The organism is Luteibacter sp., assembly GCF_036500425.1.
GTDB lineage: Bacteria > Pseudomonadota > Gammaproteobacteria > Xanthomonadales > Rhodanobacteraceae > Luteibacter.
On sequence record NZ_DASYCB010000058.1, the window covers coordinates 42,770 to 64,206 of the forward strand.

Below are 21,437 nucleotides of genomic sequence, written 5' to 3' on the forward strand. Positions count from 1 at the left end.
GAACGGCTGGTCAGGCTGGCCTCAGTGAAAATGGGGTTAAGCGACATAAAAAAGGGCCCGGCGGTGAGGCCGGACCCTGATCGCGCAAGCGCGCTCCTACATTATTTCAGGAGGGAGCGGAGCATCCAGGCGGTCTTTTCGTGCTCCTTCAGGCGGCCGGTCACCATATCGGCGCTGCCCTCGTCGCCCGCTTCGTCGGCGGCCTTGATCACCTCGCGGGAGGTGGCGGCGGCGATCTCGTGGCCCTCGACCAGTTGGGCGACCATGTCCTTCCACTCGGGCACGCCCGATTCTTCCTTGATCGAGGTCAGTTTGGCGAACTGGCTGTAGGAACCTGGGGCGACGATATCGAGGATGCGGATGCGCTCGGCGATTTCATCCGCCGCCAGCCACAGCGCGTTGTACTGCACTTCGAACATGGTATGCAGGCTGTTGAACTGGGGGCCGGTGATGTTCCAGTGGAAGCTGTGGGTCTTCAGGTAAAGCGAATAGGTGTCCGCCAGCAGCTTGGAAAGGTGCTTGGCGACCGCTTCGCGGTCCTTCTTGGCAATGCCGATATCGATGGCCATGTGTCGACTCTCCTTGGTTTTTTCAGTGGTTGGCGAGCATGTTAACGAGCGTCGCAACGGTCGTGAAATGAAACGTTCCGATCCCATTGATAGGCACACGCTATCATTACCGTCCCCATGAGTACCTCCAAGACCCCTGTTCGCCACCCGCCCAGCGACCCGCGCCTGAAAGAGTTGCGCGATGCCCTGGGGCGCGTCTCCAGCCGCGACTTCGGGCGCCTGCTGGCGCGCTGGCGTGGCTTGTCGCGCAAGCCCGATACCGGCCGCATCGACCAGCTAGGCCAGGACATCGCGGCCTCCATGGCGCGCCGTGCGGCCCGGGCCGCAACCAAACCAGCGATGACGATCGATGCGTCACTGCCGATCGCGGCCCGTGCCGACGACATCATCAAACTGATTCGCGAGAACCAGGTCGTGGTGATCGCGGGCGAAACCGGTTCCGGCAAAACCACCCAGTTGCCGAAGCTGTGCCTGGCTGCGGGCCGTGGCGAGGCCGGCCTGATCGGCTGCACGCAGCCGCGCCGGCTTGCCGCGCGCTCGGTGGCGACCCGCGTGGCCGAGGAACTGGCGACGCCGTTGGGCGACAAGGTCGGCTTCCAGGTGCGTTTCACGGAAAAGGTCTCCGACCAGGCGCTGGTCAAGTTCATGACCGATGGCATCCTGCTGGCGGAAACCCAGGGGGATCCCTGGCTGTCGGCCTACGACACCATCATCATCGACGAGGCCCACGAGCGCAGCCTCAATATCGATTTCCTGCTTGGCTACCTGAAGCGCCTGTGCGAACGCCGGCCGGACCTCAAGGTCATCGTGACCTCGGCCACCATCGATACCGGGCGTTTTGCCGAGCATTTCGGCAGTGCGCCGGTGATCGAGGTGGAGGGCCGGACCTTCCCGGTTGAAGTGCGCTACCGGCCACCGGGTGAGAAGGGCGAGGGCAACCTCTCGCAGCAGATCGCCGATGCGATGGACGAGATCACCCGCGAAGATCCACGTGGCGACGTGCTGGTGTTTCTCCCTGGCGAGCGTGAGATCCGCGACGCGCACCTGCTGTTATCGCGGCGGCAGTATCGGGAGACCGAAGTACTCGCGTTGTACGCGCGCCTATCGGCCAACGAGCAGGATCGCGTGTTCCGGCCGGGTCCGAAGCGACGCATCGTGCTCGCCACGAACGTCGCCGAAACCTCGCTGACGGTGCCGCGCATCCGCTACGTCGTCGATCCGGGCACCGCGCGGGTCAAGCGCTACAGCCAGCGCGGGCAATTGGAACGGCTGCATATCGAGCCGATCTCGCAAGCCGCCGCCAACCAGCGCAAGGGGCGCTGCGGCCGTGTCGGCCCCGGCATCTGCTACCGGCTGTACGAGGAGCAGGAATTTCTCCTGCGCCCGGAATTCACCGATCCCGAGTTGCTGCGCTCGTCGTTGGCCAACGTCATCCTGCGCATGCTGGCGCTGGACCTTGGCGAGGTCGAAGACTTCCCATTTCTGGAAGCGCCCGACCCGCGCGTGGTGGCCGATGGTTACCGCCGCCTGGCCGAGATTGGCGCCATCGACGATGACCGCCGCCTCACCGGGATCGGCCGTACCGTCGCCCGCCTGCCAATCGACGTGCAACTGGCGCGCATGCTGGTGGAGGCGCGCCGGCTGGGCAGCCTTGCTGACCTGATGACGATCGTCTCGTTCCTGTCGATCCAGGATCCGCGCGAGCGTCCGCCCGAGGCGCGTGGCCAGGCCGATGCCGCGCACGCGCAATTTGCCGACCCGAAGTCCGACTTCGTCGGTATCGTGAACCTGTGGAAGGCCTACCTCGCGGCGGCCGAGGAACTGACCTCATCGAAGCTGCGCGACTGGTGCGCTCGGCATTTCCTGTCGTTCATGCGCATGCGCGAGTGGCGCGAGCTGCACCGCCAGCTGACGCTGGTCACGCGTGAAATCAGTTGGGATACGGCAGTGGCCGATCCCGCGCCTGTAGGAGAGCGATCGCGCGCGATCGCGCGCAAGCGCGCTCCTACAGGGACTGACGACGTGGCTGTCGCGCCGACGGGCGATGCGTTGTTCGAATCGATCCATCGCAGCCTGCTGGCGGGCCTGCCTACCCAGGTCGGACACAAGGATGAGAAGGGTGTATTTCGCGGGACGCGCGAACGCCGCTTCCAGGTGTTCCCGGGATCGGCGCTGGCCAAGGCGCCGCCCGCATGGCTCTTCTCGGCACAGATTATCGATATCGGTGGCCGCGTGTGGGCCATGATGAATGCGCGCATCGATCCGGCATGGGTCGAACAGCAGGCCAGTCACCTGGTGCGCGCCACGGCACGCGATGCGCACTGGTCGCGCAAGCGCGGTACGGTGGTCGCCTACGAGCAGGTGACCCTGTTTGGCCTGGTCCTCGTCGAGCGCCGTGCGGTGACGTTCCACAAACAGGACCCGCGACTCGCCCACGAGATCTTCGTGCGCGAAGCGCTGGTCCGGGCGGATATCGATAGCCGTGCCGATTTCGTGCGCGCGAACCAGCGCGTGCTTGAGCAAGCCCACGATATCGAAGCCAAGCAACGCCGTGCCGGCCTGCTGCGCGCTGACGAAGACCTGGCCGCTTTCTTCGATGGCAAGCTACCCGAGTCCATCGCCGACACCCGCGCACTCGACGCCTGGTTCCGCAAGGCATCGCCCGGCGAACAGGCCGCCCTGCGCTGGACGCTGGCGGATGTCATGGATGCCGGTTCGGGGCTCGACCCCAAGGCTTTCCCGGCATCAGTCGACATCGGCCAGCACCGCTATCGCCTCGAATATCGCTTCGTGCCCGGTGATCCGGCCGATGGCGTCACGATCAACGTGCCGCTCGCCTTCCTCAATGCCGTGCCTGCGGCGCGGGGTGAATGGCTGGTCGGTGGCCTGCTCGCCGACAAGGTGGCGGAATTGATCCGTGGCCTGCCCAAGCCACTGCGGCGCAATTTCGTTCCCGCACCGGATTTCGCCCGTGCCTTCAGCGAAGCCGAAGGCCCGCGCGACGAGTCGCTGGCCAAGGTCCTCGCGGCCTTCCTCAAGCGCACCACCGGCGTGGATATCGACGCTGCGGCCTTCGCCGACGCGGAGGTGCCTGCGCACCTGTTGATGCGCTACCGCGTCCACGATGAGAACGGCCGCACGGTCGCCGAAGGTCGTGACCTGGCCGCCATCCGTGCGCAATGGGAAGGCAAGGCGCGCGAAGCGTTCTCGCGCAAGACCGATATCGAGCTGACCCGCGAAGACATCCTTACCTGGGATTTCGAGTCGATCCCGACCGAGGTTCGTTCCGAGGCGGGTCTGAAGGCGTATCCCGCGCTGGTGGACCTTGGCGAAGCGGTGGCCCTGCGCGTGTTCGAGCGTGCCGACGAGGCGGCCGAGGCCCACGTGGGCGGCGTGGAGCGCCTGTTGCGCGGTGCGCTGGCCCCCGAGCTCAAGCGCGCCCGCCGGCAGTTGCCGATCAGCAACCCGCTATCCCTGAAGTACGCCCCGCTGGGTAGCGTGGATGCGTTGCGTGAGGACCTGGTGGAAGGTGGCTTCGCCGACCTGCTGGCCGAGGCGAACCTCAACGTCCGGACGTTGGCCGATTTCGAACACCTGAAGGGCGGATTCGGGCGCGCTCTGTTCGGTGCCGCCGTGGTCCGGCAGAAGCTCGCCGAGCCCATTATCGAGGCCCAGGCCGAGGCCAAGCCCTGGCTGGAGCCGCCGCTGATGGGCTTTGCCAAGGCCAGCTACGATGATCTGCGCGAGCAAATGGCAGGGCTGACCCAGCCGGGCTTCCTGCGTGAACTGCCGACGAGCCGTCTCGCCCATATCCCGCGCTACCTGAAAGCCATGCGCCTGCGCGGCGAACGTCTGCGCCAGGACCCGCAGCGCGACCAGTCGCGTATGCTGCAGGTGCTGCCGTACTGGCGGGCGCTGTTGAACGCCGGTGGCACCGCGCTGGATGCGCAGGCCTGGGTTGAATTGCGCTGGCTGGTGGAAGAGTGGCGCGTGTCGCTCTTTGCGCAGGAACTGAAAACCGCCGAGCCCGTCTCGGCCAAGCGCCTGGCCAAGGCGCTGGAAGCTGCCCAGGCCCACACCGCATGAAACATTCGCAGGCCAATGCAGGTTCGGAAAACGTGCCTGCCCCCACCGCACGCTTGCCGCTGATCGAGCAGGCCCGCGAGGCGTGCGCCGTGTTGCCGGCTTCCGCGCGTGCCGAAGCCGAAACCATCATCGAGTTGCTGCGCCTGCTCGGTTGCGATGACGAAACCTGCGCCTCGGCCATGTGGTTCACGCTGATGCGTGGCATGCCCGGCGCGGCGGATGAAGCCGCGGCGAAATGGCCAGCCTCGATGAAGCGCCTGGTCGATGGGCAGGGTGAGGCCGAAAAGGTCTGGACCCTGCATGCGCAGCGTGGCCCCGCGACCGGTTCGGAAGGCCTGCGCCGGTTGCTGCTCGCGATCATCCGCGACCTGCGCGTGGTTTTCGTGTTGCTTGCGCGCCAGCTGGCCGCGATGCGCACCGCCATGTCGCTGCCGGATGCCGAGCGCCGCGAACTCGCCCAGCTCACCGCCGATATCCATGCACCGCTGGCCAACCGCCTGGGTATCTGGCAGCTCAAGTGGGAGCTGGAGGATCTGGCCTTCCGCTACCTTGAACCGGAGACCTATCGGCGGATCGCGCGGCTGCTCGACGAGCGCCGCGCCGATCGCGAACGCTTCATCGCCGAAAGCCTGGCCGAGTTGCGCGATGTGCTCGGTCACGCCGGTATCCAGGCCGACCTGGCCGGTCGGCCCAAACACATCTTCTCCATCTGGAAGAAGATGAAGAAGAAGGGTCTGGAGTTCTCCGACCTCTATGACATCCGTGCCGTGCGCATCCTCGTTGACTCCGTAGCCGATTGCTACGCCGCGCTAGGCCTCGTGCATAGCCTGTGGCCGCATCTGCCAGGCGAGTTCGATGACTACGTCGCCCGGCCCAAGGGCAACGGCTACCGCTCGTTGCATACTGCGGTGATCGGCCCGGAAGGCAAGACGCTCGAGGTGCAGATCCGCACGCACGAGATGCATCGTGCCAACGAACTGGGTGTCGCCGCCCATTGGCGTTACAAGGAAGGCGGTGGTGCGGACGCCGAGTTCGAGGCCAAGATCGCCTGGATGCGCAAGCTGCTCGAGCCGCGTGGCGAGGACGATGCGGAACTGGTCGCCGGCTTCGAAACCGAACTGATGGAAGACCGCGTGTATGTGCTTTCGCCGAAGGGCGAAGTCATCGACATGCCACGCGGCGCCACGGTGCTGGATTTCGCGTACCACATCCATACCGAAGTGGGTCATCGCTGCCGCGGTGCCAAGGTCAACGGCCGCATTGTGCCGCTAACCACCCAGCCACGCAGCGGCGAGCGGGTCGAGATCCTCACCACGAAGATCTCGGAGCCGAGCCGCGACTGGCTCTCGGCGCACCACGGCTACCTCGCGACATCGCGTGCGAAGGAGAAAGTGCGGGCGTGGTTCCGTCGGGAAGCGCACGAAGCCAACATCGTCGCAGGCAAGGCCACGCTGGAAAAGGAGCTGCGTCGGCTCGCGGTGGACGACGTGGACCTGGCCGCGTTGGCGACGCATTTCCGCCTGAAGAGCATCGACGACCTGTTTGTCACCGTGGCCCTGGGCGAGGTTTCGCTCGGCCAGATCGCGCGTCACCTGCAGGAACCGGCAGAGCCGGAATTCACCCAGTCATCGTCGCCGATGACTGCGCGCGAGGCGCAGCACGATCGTGGTGCGCTTTCGATTGAAGGCGTCGGCAACCTGCTCACCACCCTGGCGCGCTGCTGCCAGCCGCTGCCCGGCGACCCGGTGCGCGGGTTCATCACCCGCGGACGTGGCGTTTCGGTACACCGTACCGATTGTGCTTCGTTGGCGCGGCTGGCCCGCAAGGATCCCGACCGCGTGATCGAGGTGAGCTGGGGCAGGGTGGAAGTTCAGAACTACGAGGTGGATATCGAGTTGCGCGGCTACGACCGTAAGGGCTTGCAGAAGGATGTGGCAACGACGATCAACAACATCGGCCCGCACATCGTCGCGTCGTCCAGTCGCGTGAATACGCGCACCAGCGAGGTGGATATGCGTTTTACCCTGCGCGTGCGCGACTACGAGCAGCTATCGCTGTTGTTGGGCCGGCTCTCAGCCCTGCCCAACGTCACCGACGCACGCCGCCTGGGCGGCCGTTAGAGGGTCATCGCTGCCCTTGTAGGAGCGCGCTTGCGCGCGATCCACGGCCCGAACGCGCTACAGCCCCATCAGCAAGCGACCGCCCAGATCCTGCAGCGGCTGAGCAATAAGAATGCGGGCAAGGAACAGGCCGATGAGCACCACCGTCGGCGAGAAATCCAGTCCGCCGATGGTCATGCGACCCCGCAGCGGCCGCACCAGCGGCTCGGCCAGGGCGGTGACGAAGCGCGCCACCGGGTGGTAACGGTCGGTGGAAAGCATGCTCATCAGCGACCACACGAACACCACGACGATCCAGGTGAGCAGCAGGAAGTCGAGCAGTTCCGCGATCGCCATCACCAGGATGCCCAGCGGGGACATGGGCAGGCCGGCCAGCAGCACGATGAACACGACCTTCACGCATTCGATCAGCAGGGCGATAACCACCGCAGCCAGGTTGATCCGGCGGACGCTGGGCAGCGCCTTGCGCAGCGGAGCCACCACCGGGTTGGTGAAGCGATACAGGAACTGGCAGATCGGGTTGTTGAAGTCGGCCCGGTTGGCTTCCGCGAGCAGGCGCAGCACGAAGAGGGCGACGAGGGCGCCAAAGACGATGTTGAGCAGCAGGCCGCCCGCATTGGTCAGGTAAGTCACGAGTTCGTTTCCATGTGTTCGGAGAGTTCCACGCCGCGGCGGCGGGCGGCATCGACCGCGCGCGCCACGATGGCGGGGAAGTGGTCAGCCTGGAAACTCTCCAGGGCGGCCTGGGTGGTGCCATTGGGTGAGGTGACGTTCTTGCGCAGGATGGCGGCGGTGTCGCCGCTTTCCACCAGCATGCGGCCTGCGCCAAGCGCGGTCTGCGCGGCCAATGCCCGTGCCGTCTCGCGGGAGAGGCCTTGGGCGACGGCGGCGTTCTCGAGCGCTTCGACCAGAAGGAAGAAGTAGGCCGGCCCGGAACCAGACAGGGCGGTAACGATATCGAGCTGGTCCTCGTCGGGTACCCAGACGGTCAGGCCGGCGGCATCCAGGACGTGCTGGGCCTCAGCCCGTTGTGGGGCACTGACCCGGGGATTGGCGAAGAGGCCCGTGGCGCCCGCGCCGAACATGGCCGGGGTATTCGGCATGCAACGGACCACCGGCAGGGCGGCATCCAGCCAGCGCTCGATCTGGGCGATGCGGATGCCCGCGGCGATGGATATGACCATGGGGCGGTACTGCTGGACCACCGTACGCAGGCCCCGGCATACCTCAGCCAGCATCTGCGGTTTGACCGCAAGCACGAGCAGGCTCGCCCCCTCGGCTGCGGCGGCGTTATCCGTATACGTGGCTACGCCGTACTGGCGCGCCAGTTCCTGCAAGGCCTCGGCACGTGGCTCGGCTACGGCGATCCCGCCGGGCTGGGCGCCGTGGCGGACCAGCCCGGCGACCAGGGCCGTGGCCATGTTGCCACCACCGATGAAGGCGATCCGGTTCATGGGGGTTTTCGCTCCGTTCGCGACGTCTTTCACATACCTGCGAAGCATATATGGTGCGCCGCCTTGCGCCGACCCCCGGGGGTGGTTACCTTTGGCCCACAAAGAAAGGGGACCCTAATGGATATCGCCGAACTCCTTGCCTTCTCCGTGAAGAACAAGGCCTCCGACCTGCACCTTTCCGCAGGCCTGCCGCCCATGATCCGCGTGGACGGTGACGTTCGACGGATCAACATCCCGCCCCTCGAGCACAAGCAGGTGCACTCGCTGATCTACGACATCATGTCGGACAAGCAGCGCCGTGACTACGAAGAATTCCTTGAGGTCGACTTCTCGTTCGAGATTCCCGGCCTGGCCCGTTTCCGCGTCAACGCCTTCAACCACAACCGCGGAGCCGGCGGCGTCTTCCGTACCATTCCATCGGAAGTGCTTACCCTGGAAGACCTGGGTGCGCCGAAGATTTTCCGCGAGCTGATCGAGCAGCCGCAGGGCCTGGTCCTGGTCACCGGCCCCACGGGTTCGGGCAAGTCCACGACCCTCGCGGCCATGGTCGATCACATCAACAAGAACGAATACGGCCATCTGCTCACGGTCGAGGATCCGATCGAATTCGTCCACACCTCGCAGAAGTGCCTGGTGAACCAGCGCGAGGTCCATCGCGATACCCACGGCTTCAACGAGGCGCTGCGTTCGGCGCTCCGCGAAGATCCCGATTACATCCTGGTCGGCGAGCTTCGCGATCTCGAGACCATCCGCCTGGCGCTGACCGCCGCGGAAACCGGCCATCTCGTGTTCGGCACGTTGCATACCTCATCGGCTGCCAAGACCATCGATCGCATTATCGACGTGTTCCCGGCGGGCGAAAAGCCGATGGTCCGCTCGATGCTCTCGGAATCGCTGCGCGCGGTGATCTCCCAGTCGCTGCTGAAGAAGGTCGGCGGCGGCCGCCTGGCGGCCCACGAAATCATGGTGGGCATCCCGGCCATCCGTAACCTGATCCGCGAGGACAAGGTGGCCCAGATGTATTCCGCCATCCAGACCGGCCAGCAGTACGGCATGCAGACGCTCGACCAGAACCTGCTCGACCTGGTCAAGCGCGGCCTGATCACCCGCCAGGAAGGCATGATGTACGCCAAGAACAAGGAAGGCTTCCGCTAAGCGGCGGTTCCCCCGCCGGGGCGCCCGTCCCAGGGCCGCCCCTGTAGGAGCGCGCTTGCGCGCGACACCGGTGTGACTACCGTCTCTGCATCCGTAACCGGGCAGGTATATGATCCGCCCAAGGGTGCCGGCCCATCCCGGCAACGGGGATCCAGGCCATGAGCGAGTTCGATTTCACCTCCTTTCTTAAGCTGATGGTGCATAAGCAGGCGTCCGACCTGTTCATCACCGCCGGCGTCGCACCCTCCATGAAGGTGCAGGGCCGTATCGTGCCCATCACCCAGAGCCCCCTGTCGGCGCAGCAGTCGCGCGACATGGTGCTCAATGTCATGACGCCTGCACAGCGCGAAGAGTTCGAAAAGACCCATGAGTGCCAGTTCGCCATCAGCGCATCGGGCGTGGGCCGTTTCCGTGTGTCGTGCTTCTACCAGCGCAACTGCGTCGGCATGGTCCTGCGCCGCATCGAGTCGAAGATCCCGACGCCGGAAGAACTGAATCTTCCGCCGATCATCAAGCAACTGGCGATGACCAAGCGCGGCATCATCATCTTCGTCGGCGGTACCGGTACCGGTAAGTCCACGTCGCTCGCCTCGATGATCGGCTACCGCAACCAGAATTCCACGGGTCACATCATCACGATCGAAGACCCGATCGAGTACGTGCACCGCCACGAGGGCTGCATCGTCACCCAGCGTGAGCTCGGCATCGATACCGATAACTGGGAAAACGCGCTGAAGAACACCCTGCGCCAGGCGCCGGATGTGATCATGATCGGCGAAGTGCGTACCCGCGAGACGATGGAACATGCCATCAACTTCTCCGAGACGGGCCACTTGTGCCTGTGTACGCTGCATGCGAACAACGCCAACCAGGCTCTGGATCGCATCCTTCACTTCTTCCCGGAAGATCGCCGTGGTGCGTTGCTCATGGATCTTTCGCTGAACCTGAAGGGCATCGTGGCCCAGCAGCTCATCCCCACGCCCGATGGCAAGGCCCGTCGCGTGGCGATCGAAGTGCTGCTTGGTACCCCGCTCGCACAGGACTACATCCGCCAGGGTGAGGTCCACAAGCTCAAGGAACTGATGCGCGACTCGAACCAGCTCGGCATGCGCACCTTCGACCAGAGCCTGGTCGAGCTGTACCACGCAGGCGAAATCTCATACGAAGACGCACTTCGTCATGCCGATAGCTCCAACGAAGTACGCCTGCGCATCAAACTCGCCCAGGGCGGCGACGCGCACACCTTGTCGCAGGGCCTGGAAGGCGTCGAGATCGACAAGGCCAACGACAAAAACACGTTCGGCGGGATGCTTCACCGCTAACACGCGTCGCGTTAACGCGCGTCTCCTGTAGGAGCGCGCTTGCGCGCGATGGGTGCTCGCCGCAAGTTCCATCGCGCGCAAGCGCGCTCCTGCAAATGACGAAAAAAGGGAGCCAGAGGCTCCCTTTTTTCGTCTAGCTGCGAAGCAACTTACTTGTCAGCGGCAGCGGCCGATACGGTCACGCCGCTGGCATCCACGCTCTTCACGCCCTTGATTTTCTTGGCGATCGCTTCGGCGTGGCTCTTTTCCTTAGCGGTAGCAACCGTACCCGTCAGGGTCACGACGCCTTCGGTCGTGCTTACCGAGATATCGGTCGCCTTGACGCTCTTGTTGGCAGCGAACTCCGACTTCACCTTGGTGGTGATCCACGTATCGTCGGCCTTGCCGGCGACCGTCTGGTTATCACCCTTTGAGGCGGCGGCCGCGGAGTCCTGGGCATATACCTGGGCGAACGGCGCCGCGCCGAGACCGGCAACAAGGGCGGCAGCAAACAGGGCCTTGCGAATGTTGGCGTTGTTCATGGGGAACTCCTTGGTTTGGCATCTATGGTGGGGCGGCGACCGGCGCCACGCGCTGGGCTGCCGTTGTCGCGGTGGCCATAACACCAGCGCATCCGTGAACGATTCGTGCGCGGAAAAGTGGATGGTTCAGCTTTGCGGAGGTGGTCTTCACAATGCGTGATGTAGCGCCGCTCGGAAATGCGCGAAGCAAAAAAATGGGGACGCCGAAGCGTCCCCATCTGTCATCCAGGTAACCCGCAGAACGGCTTACTTGTACTCGACCGCGCCGGAGATCACGAGGCCCTTCTCATCCATGTGCGCCTCGCCGCTGACCTGCACGACGCGTGCGGCCTGCGCCTTCATCGCCTCGAACTGCGCCTTCGAACGCTGCGCCGTCGCCGTGTCCGACGCCTGGTCAGCCGGGGCGCCGTCCGCGGTCGCGGCTTCAGCCATGGCCGAGGCATACGCCTGGGCCTTCTCCGACATCACATCCACCCACGTGCGGTACATATCGCCATTGAGATGCAGGCGGCTCAAGCGGCCGGCATCGCCGGTGCTGCCCATCAGCACGTCATCCAGCTTATTGTCCTCGCCCGCGCCCAGGCCAATCGCGATCGCCTGGCCGTTCATGGCAGCCCAGGCCGGCATGCCCAGCGACTGGGTCAGGTTGGCCGGCAGCGGAGCCGGCTTGCCATCAGCAGCCAGCTTGAACTCGCCACCCAGCACGGCCTGGCTCATCGCCAGCAGGCCCGCCGGGTTACGCGTCGCCAACACGATGCGACCGTTGATCTGCGGAATCACAGCACCCGGTGCGCCCGGCTTGTACGAGTCGATGATCAGGCGCACGCCGCGGATGTCGCCGAACGGCGGAATCGCCGCCTGCTGCATGGTCGAGCCCATCTTCGCGAAGCTGTCGTTGAGGCTGGCGAACGCCGGGCAGGCGAACGGCTTGGCCGCCACGGCTTCCGACTGCGCGGTGAAGAACGTGCGCAGTTGCTCAACCGGCAGTGCGATGCTGGCATCGAACGGACCGGTCGCATCGCTGCCGAGGCCCGGCAGTTCCACCTTCAGGCCGGAGAAGGCGCTGGTGATGTCGCTGGCCATCGCCACGTCCACGCGCTGCTCCACATGGTGCAGATCAAGCTTGGTGTAGCCAAAGCTGAAGGACGGCACGCGGGCGGCGACCCGAGTCGCTTCTTCCTGGCAGCTGGCCGGGATCTGCGGAGCGGGTTCGCCGGTCTTCTGCGACTGGTGCTTCAGGAAAGTCGCAAAGAGCGGATCCTTGCCGGCGGCGACAAGCGGCAGCAGGCGGGTGAGATCCACCTGGCCGACGACGTAATTCTTGTAGCCCTTATCCTTTGCCAGGTCGGCGAGGCGACCATCATCCTGCAGGTTCTTTTCCGGACGATCGGCGCCCAGGGCCTGGCGGATGAGCGGCTGGCCGGCGTCGGCCGGGAGCAGTGCGGCGACCGCATCCTTGCCCACGGTCGCGATGATCAGCTGCGTGCCAGTATCACCCAGGGCGACATGACGGTAGGCCTGGCCACCGGCGTCGGCGGTATCGAGCTTCTTGCCGTAGGCGGTTTCAAGGCGGCCTACAAAGGCGTTCCACGCCGCCGGATCGGCCAGCGCGGCGCGGGCGACGGGGCTCAGGCCCACGCCATATATGGCCGAACCCGTCTTCAGGTCGACGCCGACGTTCTTGAGTACCGTTTCGGCATTCTTGCCGTCGAGCTCGGCGACCAGCGCGCGCAGAAGGCGAGCGGCGTCGGCATTGCCCTTCGCCTCGAACTCTTCGGCGTAGGACTTCAGCTGGGCGACCTGGCCCGGGGCCTCGGTGTTGAGCTGGGCGAGCACCGCCTCGTACGTATCGTCGTCCAGCTTGTCGAGGCTGGCCACGACGTACGGCGTATCAGCCGGCACGAAAGCCAGCGGGGCATCCTTGTCCTTGTGGCCGCAGGCCGCCAGCAGCACGCTGGCGACGCCGAGCGCGAGGAGTCGCTTCGTCGGTCGCATTCTGTATCCCGTTGTTTGATCCCTTGGAACCGCCATTATGCCGGAACCCGCGGCGTGGCGCGGCCCGGCATGTTCTTCACCGCCCCATCACCTCGCATAGCACGGCCATACGCACGAAGACACCGTTGCCGACCTGCTCGAGGATGCGCGACTGGGCGCCGTCGGCGACCTCCGGGGCGATTTCGATGCCGCGGTTGATCGGGCCGGGATGCATCACGAGGGCACCCTTGGCAGCACGCGCCAGGCGTTTCGTATCCAGGCCATAGCGTTCGAAGTACGCCGCTTCATCCGGAAGGTCGGTGGATGCCATGCGTTCTTTCTGAAGGCGCAGCATGATCACGGCGTCGACGCCCTCGATCGCCGCATCAAAATCTTCGTGCAACGTGACGCCCTTGAGCTCACCCTCGGCCGGAAGAAGGCGTGCCGGGCCAACGATGCGGACATCCTTCGCGCCCATGGCCGTCAGCACATGCACATCGGAACGGGCGACGCGCGAATGACGGACATCACCGCAGATCGCCACCTTCAGCTTGCGAAAATCGGGGTGGTGGTTGCGGATGGTGAGCGCATCGAGCAGACCCTGCGTAGGGTGTGCGCGGTTTCCATCGCCAGCGTTCACCACGGCAACGCCGCTCATCGCGTGCTTCACCAGTTCGTCGGGTGTACCCGAGATCTTGTGGCGGACGATGATCGCATCCAGGTGCATCGCCTCAAGCGTATGCAGGGTATCGAACAGCTCCTCCCCCTTGCTGGTCGACGAGTGCCCCAGGTCGAAATTGATCACATCCGCGCCCATGCGGCGTGCGGCCAGCTCGAACGAGGTGCGGGTGCGCGTGGACGGCTCGAAGAACAGGTTGAGCACGGTGCGGCCGGTGAGGATATCGAGCTTGCGCGTGCCGTGTGCGGACTGGTCGCGTAAGTGGATGGCCTTGTCGAGCAGGCGCTCGATGGTCTCGCGCGGCAGGTTCTCGAGGGTGGTCAGGTGGCGCAGGCGGTTTGACATGACGTCCTCAAGGCTGAACAAGTGGATAGCGTGCGATTTTACGCTTGCAGCAGGTAAGACTCGAGGATGACAGCGGCAGCCTCGGCGTCGATCGATCTGGCGTCTGAACGCTTGCGGGTGCCCGCGGCGCGCGCCGCGGCGAAACGCCGGGCGGCTTCCTGGGAACTCATGCGTTCATCGGCGAACGCCACGGCAATGCCGTAGCGTTCGGTAAGCTTTTCGGCGAACCGGCGCGCGGTGCGCGTCATCGGTTGTTCCTTGCCCTCGTTATCCAGCGGCAGGCCGACCACCAGCTCGGCGGGAAGCCACTCGCGGCGGAGATGGTCGAGTGCCTGCCAGTCGGGCTGGCCATCACGGACAGGCAGTGCAGCCAGCGCGCGGGCGGTGCCGGTCAGGCGATTACCGACGGCGACCCCGACCACCTTCGTGCCGACATCAAAACCGAACAGGCAGCTCATGGATCAGGCGTGCCCGGCGTAGCCGGTGAGCTGCGACGGATCGCGTACGCCCATCTTGCGTGTCGCCGCGAACCAGCGCTCTTCGATCGGCGTCTCGAAAATGATACGTTCGTCCGCTTCGCTATTGAGCCACGCGTTTTCCATGACTTCCTGCTCGAGCTGGCCGGCTTCCCACCCGGCGTAACCGAGCGTGACAACGGCGCGGCGCGGGCCATCGCCACGGGCCATCGCGACGAGAATGTCGCGCGACGTGGTGACAGACCATTCCTCATCGATGCGATAGCTGGAATCCCAATGGCCGTGCTCGCGGTGCAATACGAAGCCCCGCTCCTGCTGTACCGGGCCCCCGATCAGGACCGCGTGATCCGCGATCTCGGGATCCTCGCAAGGCAATTTCATTTGCGCCAGCACATCGCCAAGGCGGTATTCGGACATCTGGTTGATGAGCAGGCCCACGGCACCGTCTTCGCCATGCTGGCAGACGAAGGCCACGCCACGTGCGAACGGCGGCTCCGCGATGGATGGCATCGCGATAAGGAACTGGCCGGCGAAGGTGTTAGCGGTACTCATGGTTTTATTGTATCCGCAGCGGGCGATGATCGTGCGGAATTGTTCAGAGCCGGGCGCGTACCGTGTGCGCCGGTTCACATGGAGGCAAGTTATGCCGAAGATGATGTTTGTTAAGGGTTTTGTGTGCGCCTTCGCGGCCTGCGGCGTGCTTGCGGCGCAGGCTTCGACATCCTCTGCCTGGAAGGACTATGACCAAAGGGTAACCCGCGCATGCGTCGCCGCCAGCGGCCTGAGGGATGTGAAGCCGGTGGGTGGCCTCATTAAGTATGACGACCGCGTGCCCGTCACCGCGCTGGTACTGGCAGGGCGTTACCCGCAGAAGCACATGAAGAACGCCCCCGGGCGTGAACTCTGCGTGTGGGACCGCAAGGCGGAGAAAGCCTACGTCAGCGAAGCCGACCAGCTCCTGCCCAAGCCGTAGTACTCCCCGTCGCTTGCGCGTGATCGGCGGTGCCGCAACGTGAATCGCGTGCGAGCACGCTCCTACACAAGACCTGCGCAGGCCGTGTAGGAGCGCGCTTGCGCGCGATCAGCCAACGAAGCGTTGAAGCCGCTCAATAATTCCGAAGGACATTCCCTGGCAAGAACTGCCAGGTGCGGGTGATGTACAGCTCATCCACCTTTTCCTTGGTGTCCTTCGGCAAGGCGGGGAACGGGGCTGACAGGCGCACGATGCGTTGTGCGGCATCGTCGAGGAGCTTATGGCCCGAGCTCTTGATTACGTCGATGCTCTTGATCGAACCATCGCGGTTGAGGCAGACGGTAAGCACCAGATCGCCGTAGACACCCTTGCGGCGCGATTCGTCCGGGTAGTTGAGGTTGCCCACCCGTTCCACGCGGTTGACCCAGCCCTTCATGTAGGCGGCGTAGACATACTCACGCGTGTTCGAGGAGATGAATTTCTTCTTCGGGCGCTTCGCATAGGCCTCGGACTGGTCGCGCACTTCAGCGGCCAGCTTCGCCATCTCAAGCTTCCGCTCCACGTCCTTGTCGGAAGGGGGCAGTGGGTGTTCCTTCTGCTCGGTCTGCTGCTGGGTGGTATCCACGTGAAAGCCGGTCTGGCCGGCCGTGGTCAGCACCTGGTCGGGGGTTGCCTCGCGCGGCGACGGGGCCTGGGCTTCTTCGACCTGCGGCGCCAGGCCCGTATTGCGGGTAGGTAGTGGGCCGCTCACCGGCTCGGAGGGGCGCGCGGCCTTGTCACGGTCACCACCGCCCGCGTTGCTGGCCTGGGCCAGGAAGTCAGCCTTGTCCGGCTGTTCCTGGTTAGCAACGTCCACGAGCGTGACATCCAGCGTCGGGACGCTGGGGGCGGGCTTTTCGGCCTGGAACGTGACGCCGAGGATGACGACGCCGTGCAGCAGCAGCGAAAACAGCAAGGTCGCGCCGATCAGGTCGGCGCCGGTGGTACGGGTCGTCATCGGGCCTCGATCGCGTCGAACATCAGCCCGGCGATGTTAATCCCGAACTGGGCATCCAGCTCGCGGATGCAGGTCGGAGATGTGACGTTGATCTCGGTCAGGTAATCACCGATCACGTCGAGGCCAACAAAACGCAGCCCGCGGCGGACCAGCTCGGGGCCGACCTGGGCAGCGATCCAGCGATCCCGCTCCGACAGCGGCACACCCTCGCCACGACCGCCAGCGGCCAGGTTGCCGCGGAATTCATCGCCCTGGGGGATCCGGGCCAGGGCATACGGCACCGGCTCGCCATCGACCAGGAGGATGCGCTTGTCCCCGGCGGTGATCTCGGGGATGTATTTCTGGGCGATGGTGAAGTGGTGACCCCCGTCCAGCAGGGTCTCCAGCATCGAGTTCAGGTTGCTGTCGCCGGCCTTGACCCGGAAGATCCCGCGCCCGCCCATACCGTCCAGCGGCTTCAGCACCGCTTCGCCATGCTCGGCCACGAAGGCCTTCAGCTGGTTGCGGTCGCGCGAGACCAGGGTCGGGGAGATGCACTGGGGGAATTGCAGGGCGAACAGCTTTTCGTTGCAGTCGCGCAGGCTGCGCGGGTCGTTGACGACCTTGACGCCGGCCCGCTGGGCCGCCTCGAGCACCATGGTGTCGTAGATGAACTGCTCGTCCACGGGCGGATCCTTGCGGGCCAGCACGATATCCATCCCGGCCAGCGGGCGCCAGGTCGGCTCACCCAGGGTGAACCAGCCGGTCGGGTCGTCCTTCACGGCGAGCGGGCGCAGGCGGGCCCAGGCCTCGTCTGCGCGTAGCTCGAGGTCGCCTTCCTCCATGTAGAAGAGGGCGTGGCCCCGGCGCTGGGCCTCCAGCAGCATGGCGAAGGTGGAATCCTTGGCGATCTTGATGGCGCGGATCGGGTCCATCAGGACGGCGACGGAGAGCGGCATGGTGGGGGCCTGGGCGATCGGGAAAGGTGTCAAGTTTAGTGGAGCGGTGCCGATGATTTCACAAGGCGTTGTCCCTTTAGGAACAATTCATCTTGACGGAATACCCGGCCACCCATTAAACAGCGTGGCACGGGCCGCCGAAGAGCGGTGACCGGCACCCGGGGGTGCCGGGCTTTACGACCTGGCGCACGGATACCCTGCCACAATGGGGCTATCCTCTTGCCGGGACTTGCAGTTTTTTCGTGTGACGGGGGCGTAGTGAACGACAACGGACGCGGTACGGACCTGGCCGGCTTGCGGGTCTTGGTCATCGATGACTCGAAAACCATCCGCCGTACGGCAGAAACCCTGTTGAAGAAGGAAGGCTGCGACGTGCTTACCGCCGTCGATGGCTTCGAGGCGCTATCCAAGATCTCGGACCAGAAGCCGAACATCATCTTCGTCGACATCATGATGCCGCGGCTCGATGGCTACCAGACCTGTGCGCTGATCAAGAACAACGCCCAGTTTCGCGGCACGCCGGTGATCATGCTGTCCTCGAAGGATGGCCTGTTCGACAAGGCGCGCGGCCGCATCGTGGGCGCGGAGCAGTACCTGACGAAGCCGTTCACCCGCGACGAGCTCCTCGGCGCGATCCATCGCTATGCGACGGCCGGCTGACTTACCCATTCCGTAAGCGTCCAGGGGGACGTGTGGCAAATATCCTCATCATTGACGACTCGCCCACCGACGTTCGCGTGTTCACCACGCTGCTCGAGAAGGCGGGCTTTTCCGTTTCCAGCGTCGACAATGCCGAGGCTGGCATCGACCGTATCCGCGCGAGCAAACCTGACCTGGTGATCATGGACGTGATCATGCCGGGCATGAATGGCTTCCAGGCCACCCGTACGCTGAGCCGCGACCCGGCCACGGCGGACGTGCCGGTCGTGATGATTACCACCAAATCGATGGAAACCGACCGCGTGTGGGGGCTGCGCCAGGGCGCGAAGGCCTTCATCACCAAGCCGGTGAACGAGAAGGAACTGCTCTCGACCATCGCCGATCTTTTGCCGAAGCAGAATTAAGAAGGGCACGCCATGAGCGAGAATGCGGCACTGACGCCCTTTGAACTGCTCGCCCACTACGAGCGCGCGTGCCTGGCGCATTCGGCTGGCACGCCCGAGCGGGTCGAAAACCTCGGCCTGTGGCGTGGCATTGGCTTTCGCGTCGGCCGCCGTGCCTTCGTGAGCGGCATCGACGAAATCAACGAACTGCTGGCCGTGCCGGCGCTCACCAACGTACCCGGCACCCAGCCGTGGCTGATGGGCGTAGCGAACGTGCGCGGCAACCTGGTCCCGGCGATCGACCTGGGCCGTTTTCTTTTCGATGAACGTACACCGTCGTCGGAGCGTATGCGTTTGCTGCTGGTGCGCCAGCACGGCGGCACCGTCGGCCTGCTGGTCGATGAAGTGTTCGGCCAGCGCACCATGGATGAAGACCAGCGCGGTACCGGTGTCGACGAACTCGATCCGCGCCTGGCGCGTTTCGTGACAGAGAACATCGAGCTCGGCGAGCAATCGTTCGGGTTGTTCAGCATGAACCGATTGGTTCGTGCGCCGGATTTCCGGCAGGCGGCGCTCTAAGGGCGCCCAGTAAGGGGGACGGGACGGCCGGATGGCCGCCCCGCACAGGATAAGCGGGGCCGGCTCGCCGGTACCGCGACAGGAATGAGGGGGTGGCTCTGTTGCAGGGCCGCTCGTCTGCCGGGGGCTGCCAGAAGCCTCGGTCACCGGGTTTTGTTTGGGTGAGGTGGATATGAGCACGACAACAGGGGGCGCAGGCCGGGAAGGTGGCTACACGATGGTTATCGTGTTCCTGCTTCTATCCATTGGCCTGGCATCGGTCGACTTCTGGCTGCTGAACAGCAAGAACGGCGAAGACCGCGAAGCGATCGCGCTGACGACGCAGGTGCAGGTGCTTTCGCAGCAGACCGCGAAGTACGCGCTCGAAGCCTCGGATGGCAACCGCGATTCATTCAATGAACTGGCGGTCACCCGCAACACCATCGACTCGGCAGTCCAGCGCCTGGTGGCAGGCGATGAAAAGACCGGCATGCCGGCCTACCAGCAGCAGGCGGGTGGCACCGGTCGCGCCATCGGCGCGCTGGCCAACGCCTGGCACCAGTTGGACGCCGACATCGGCAAGATCCTGTCGAACAAGCAGCTGGTGCTCGCCTCGGGCGAACGCGCTGACCTGTTCTCCAAGCAGATGCCGCTGTTGAACGCCCGCACGGACGAAGTGCTCAACATCGTCCAGCAGAAGAACGCCTCGGTAGAGCAGACCTTCACCATCGCCCGCTGGATGCTGATGGCTGACCGTATGATCCGCCGCGTGCAGGAGATCCTGCAGGGTGGTGACGGTGCCCAGTCGGCTGCAGACGGCCTGTCCCGCGATGCGCAGCTCTACGGTTCGGTGCTGAAGGGCCTGCTCGAAGGCAACCCGGATGGCGGTGTTCGCGCCATTGGCGATGCCAACGCGCACAAGATCCTGGCCGACATGCAGACCTCCTGGGGCGACCTGGTCGACCCGGTGAGCCAGCTCGTCAGCGCCTCGCCGAACCTGCAGGACGTGAAGCGCGCCGGTAACCAGGCCTCGCTGGATTCGCAGACCGTGCTCCTGCGCGCGAACGAGTCCGCCGACCAGATCGCCAAGCTGCCGCTGACCCGCCTGTTCCCGAACGTGTGGGCCGGCTTGCTCGGCGCGATCGCCACGGTGGCTTTCGCCCTGGTCCTCGTCTTCAGCCTGGTCCGCGACCAGCGCCGTCGCCTGGAGACCACCAGTGAGCTGAACCAGCGTAACCAGACCGCGATTATGCGACTGCTGGACGAGATGGGTACGCTCGCCGAAGGCGACCTGACCATCAAGGCCACGGTGACCGAGGACATCACGGGCGCCATCGCTGACGCTATGAACTCCGCGGTGGACGAGATGCGCAATCTCGTGACCACCATTAACGAGACCGCCGTGCGCGTGTCCGCGGCCGCCCAGGAAACCCAGGCCACCGCCATGCACCTGGCCGATGCGGCCGAACAGCAGGCGCAGCAGATCACCTCCGCGACCTCCGCCATTAACCAGATCGCCACCTCGATGGATACGGTGTCGAAGGATTCGGCCGAATCAGCCGACGTGGCGCAGCGCTCGGTGCAGATCGCATCGCGCGGCGCGGAAGTGGTGCGCGAGACGATCCAGGGCATGGACTCGATTCGTGACCAGATCCAGGAGACCTCCAAGCGCATCAAGCGCCTGGGTGAGTCCTCGCAGGAGATCGGCTCGATCGTGGAACTGATCAACGACATTGCCGAGCAGACCAACATCCTGGCGCTTAACGCGGCCATCCAGGCGGCCTCGGCCGGTGAAGCCGGTCGCGGCTTCGCGGTGGTGGCGGACGAAGTGCAGCGCCTCGCGGAACGCTCCGCGAGCGCGACCAAGCGAATTGAAACGCTGGTCCAGGCGATTCAGTCCGATACCAACGAAGCCGTGAGCTCGATGGAACAGACCACCGCGGAAGTGGTGGCCGGTGCCCGTCTCGCCGAGGATGCCGGTACGGCACTGGGCGATATCGAACGCGTGTCGAACGACCTCTCGGCGCTGATTCAGAACATCTCCGCGGCAGCACGCCAGCAGTCGGCCGCGGCGACGGATACGTCTGCAACGATGAATGTCATCCAGGAGATCACCTCGCAGACGTCGCTGGGCGCCAGCCAGACGGCCGAGTCGATCGGAAACCTGGCCCAGCTCGCGAACGACCTGCGCCTGTCCGTCGCGAACTTCAAGCTGCCGGGCTGATGC

At 64.9% G+C, this 21,437-nt stretch carries 19 protein-coding genes; 9 read left to right on the plus strand and 10 right to left on the minus strand.

Annotated features, from left to right (window positions below; translation table 11 throughout):
* Nucleotides 1-101 precede the first annotated feature (101 nt).
* Nucleotides 102-569 (minus strand): Dps family protein, encoded by a 468-nt coding sequence (locus VGN46_RS14790; protein WP_331644515.1) that lies wholly within the window; start codon nucleotides 567-569, stop codon nucleotides 102-104.
* 117 nt (nucleotides 570-686) lie between these two features.
* On the opposite strand from VGN46_RS14790, the gene hrpA reads away from it, so the two are divergent.
* Nucleotides 687-4,655 (plus strand): ATP-dependent RNA helicase HrpA, encoded by a 3,969-nt coding sequence (hrpA, locus tag VGN46_RS14795; protein WP_331644517.1) that lies wholly within the window; start codon nucleotides 687-689, stop codon nucleotides 4,653-4,655.
* The gene (locus tag VGN46_RS14800) at nucleotides 4,652-6,775 is read left to right on the plus strand and encodes a bifunctional (p)ppGpp synthetase/guanosine-3',5'-bis(diphosphate) 3'-pyrophosphohydrolase (protein ID WP_331644519.1); all 2,124 of its coding nucleotides are present in this window, start codon (nucleotides 4,652-4,654) and stop codon (nucleotides 6,773-6,775) included. Before hrpA ends, VGN46_RS14800 begins: the two co-directional genes overlap by 4 nt.
* Nucleotides 6,776-6,832: 57 nt before the next feature.
* On the opposite strand, the gene VGN46_RS14805 is transcribed toward VGN46_RS14800, so the two are convergent.
* Complete coding sequence (locus VGN46_RS14805) at nucleotides 6,833-7,408, minus strand: YggT family protein (protein WP_331644521.1); 576 nt, start codon at nucleotides 7,406-7,408, stop codon at nucleotides 6,833-6,835.
* A complete protein-coding gene (proC, locus tag VGN46_RS14810; protein ID WP_331644523.1) occupies nucleotides 7,405-8,229 on the minus strand; it encodes a pyrroline-5-carboxylate reductase in 825 nt (274 codons plus the stop codon). The genes VGN46_RS14805 and proC overlap by 4 nt, the downstream gene beginning before the upstream one ends.
* Before the next feature lie 117 nt (nucleotides 8,230-8,346).
* Between proC and VGN46_RS14815 the strand changes: the two genes are divergently transcribed.
* Entirely contained in the window at nucleotides 8,347-9,384 is a 1,038-nt protein-coding gene (locus VGN46_RS14815) for a type IV pilus twitching motility protein PilT (protein ID WP_331644525.1), read from the plus strand.
* Nucleotides 9,385-9,542: 158 nt separating this feature from the next.
* Nucleotides 9,543-10,706: a PilT/PilU family type 4a pilus ATPase gene (locus VGN46_RS14820; protein WP_331644527.1), complete on the plus strand. Its 1,164-nt coding sequence runs from the start codon at nucleotides 9,543-9,545 to the stop codon at nucleotides 10,704-10,706.
* 149 nt (nucleotides 10,707-10,855) lie between these two features.
* Here VGN46_RS14820 and VGN46_RS14825 read toward each other — a convergent pair whose 3' ends face one another.
* From VGN46_RS14825 to VGN46_RS14845, 5 genes are all read right to left on the minus strand, one after another.
* On the minus strand, nucleotides 10,856-11,227 hold the full coding sequence (locus tag VGN46_RS14825) for a BON domain-containing protein (protein ID WP_331644529.1): 372 nt from the start codon (nucleotides 11,225-11,227) through the stop codon (nucleotides 10,856-10,858).
* A gap of 246 nt (nucleotides 11,228-11,473) precedes the next feature.
* Nucleotides 11,474-13,222, minus strand: a complete 1,749-nt coding sequence (locus VGN46_RS14830; RefSeq protein ID WP_331644530.1) for a hypothetical protein — start codon at nucleotides 13,220-13,222, stop codon at nucleotides 11,474-11,476.
* A 76-nt stretch (nucleotides 13,223-13,298) separates the two neighbouring features.
* Complete coding sequence (locus VGN46_RS14835) at nucleotides 13,299-14,225, minus strand: aspartate carbamoyltransferase catalytic subunit (protein WP_331644532.1); 927 nt, start codon at nucleotides 14,223-14,225, stop codon at nucleotides 13,299-13,301.
* Between the two features lie 38 nt (nucleotides 14,226-14,263).
* Entirely contained in the window at nucleotides 14,264-14,683 is a 420-nt protein-coding gene (gene ruvX / locus VGN46_RS14840) for a Holliday junction resolvase RuvX (RefSeq protein ID WP_331644534.1), read from the minus strand.
* Nucleotides 14,684-14,686: 3 nt separating this feature from the next.
* Nucleotides 14,687-15,253, minus strand: a complete 567-nt coding sequence (locus VGN46_RS14845; protein ID WP_331644536.1) for a YqgE/AlgH family protein — start codon at nucleotides 15,251-15,253, stop codon at nucleotides 14,687-14,689.
* Between the two features lie 91 nt (nucleotides 15,254-15,344).
* Here VGN46_RS14845 and VGN46_RS14850 point away from each other — a divergent pair, with 91 nt between their 5' ends.
* Entirely contained in the window at nucleotides 15,345-15,674 is a 330-nt protein-coding gene (locus VGN46_RS14850) for a hypothetical protein (protein ID WP_331644538.1), read from the plus strand.
* A 133-nt stretch (nucleotides 15,675-15,807) separates the two neighbouring features.
* Here VGN46_RS14850 and VGN46_RS14855 read toward each other — a convergent pair whose 3' ends face one another.
* The gene (locus VGN46_RS14855; RefSeq protein ID WP_331644540.1) at nucleotides 15,808-16,671 is read right to left on the minus strand and encodes a TonB family protein; all 864 of its coding nucleotides are present in this window, start codon (nucleotides 16,669-16,671) and stop codon (nucleotides 15,808-15,810) included.
* A complete protein-coding gene (gshB, locus tag VGN46_RS14860; RefSeq protein ID WP_331644542.1) occupies nucleotides 16,668-17,609 on the minus strand; it encodes a glutathione synthase in 942 nt (313 codons plus the stop codon). The genes VGN46_RS14855 and gshB overlap by 4 nt, the downstream gene beginning before the upstream one ends.
* Nucleotides 17,610-17,867: 258 nt before the next feature.
* Between gshB and pilG the strand changes: the two genes are divergently transcribed.
* The 4 genes from pilG to VGN46_RS14880 all read left to right on the plus strand — a co-directional run bounded on the left by pilG (nucleotide 17,868) and on the right by VGN46_RS14880 (nucleotide 21,434).
* Nucleotides 17,868-18,269, plus strand: a complete 402-nt coding sequence (gene pilG / locus VGN46_RS14865) for a twitching motility response regulator PilG (protein ID WP_331644544.1) — start codon at nucleotides 17,868-17,870, stop codon at nucleotides 18,267-18,269.
* A gap of 32 nt (nucleotides 18,270-18,301) precedes the next feature.
* Complete coding sequence (locus VGN46_RS14870) at nucleotides 18,302-18,673, plus strand: response regulator (RefSeq protein ID WP_045831082.1); 372 nt, start codon at nucleotides 18,302-18,304, stop codon at nucleotides 18,671-18,673.
* Between the two features lie 12 nt (nucleotides 18,674-18,685).
* Complete coding sequence (locus tag VGN46_RS14875; RefSeq protein ID WP_331644547.1) at nucleotides 18,686-19,231, plus strand: chemotaxis protein CheW; 546 nt, start codon at nucleotides 18,686-18,688, stop codon at nucleotides 19,229-19,231.
* A 172-nt stretch (nucleotides 19,232-19,403) separates the two neighbouring features.
* Complete coding sequence (locus VGN46_RS14880) at nucleotides 19,404-21,434, plus strand: methyl-accepting chemotaxis protein (protein WP_414675262.1); 2,031 nt, start codon at nucleotides 19,404-19,406, stop codon at nucleotides 21,432-21,434.
* The last annotated feature ends 3 nt before the right edge of the window (nucleotides 21,435-21,437 follow it).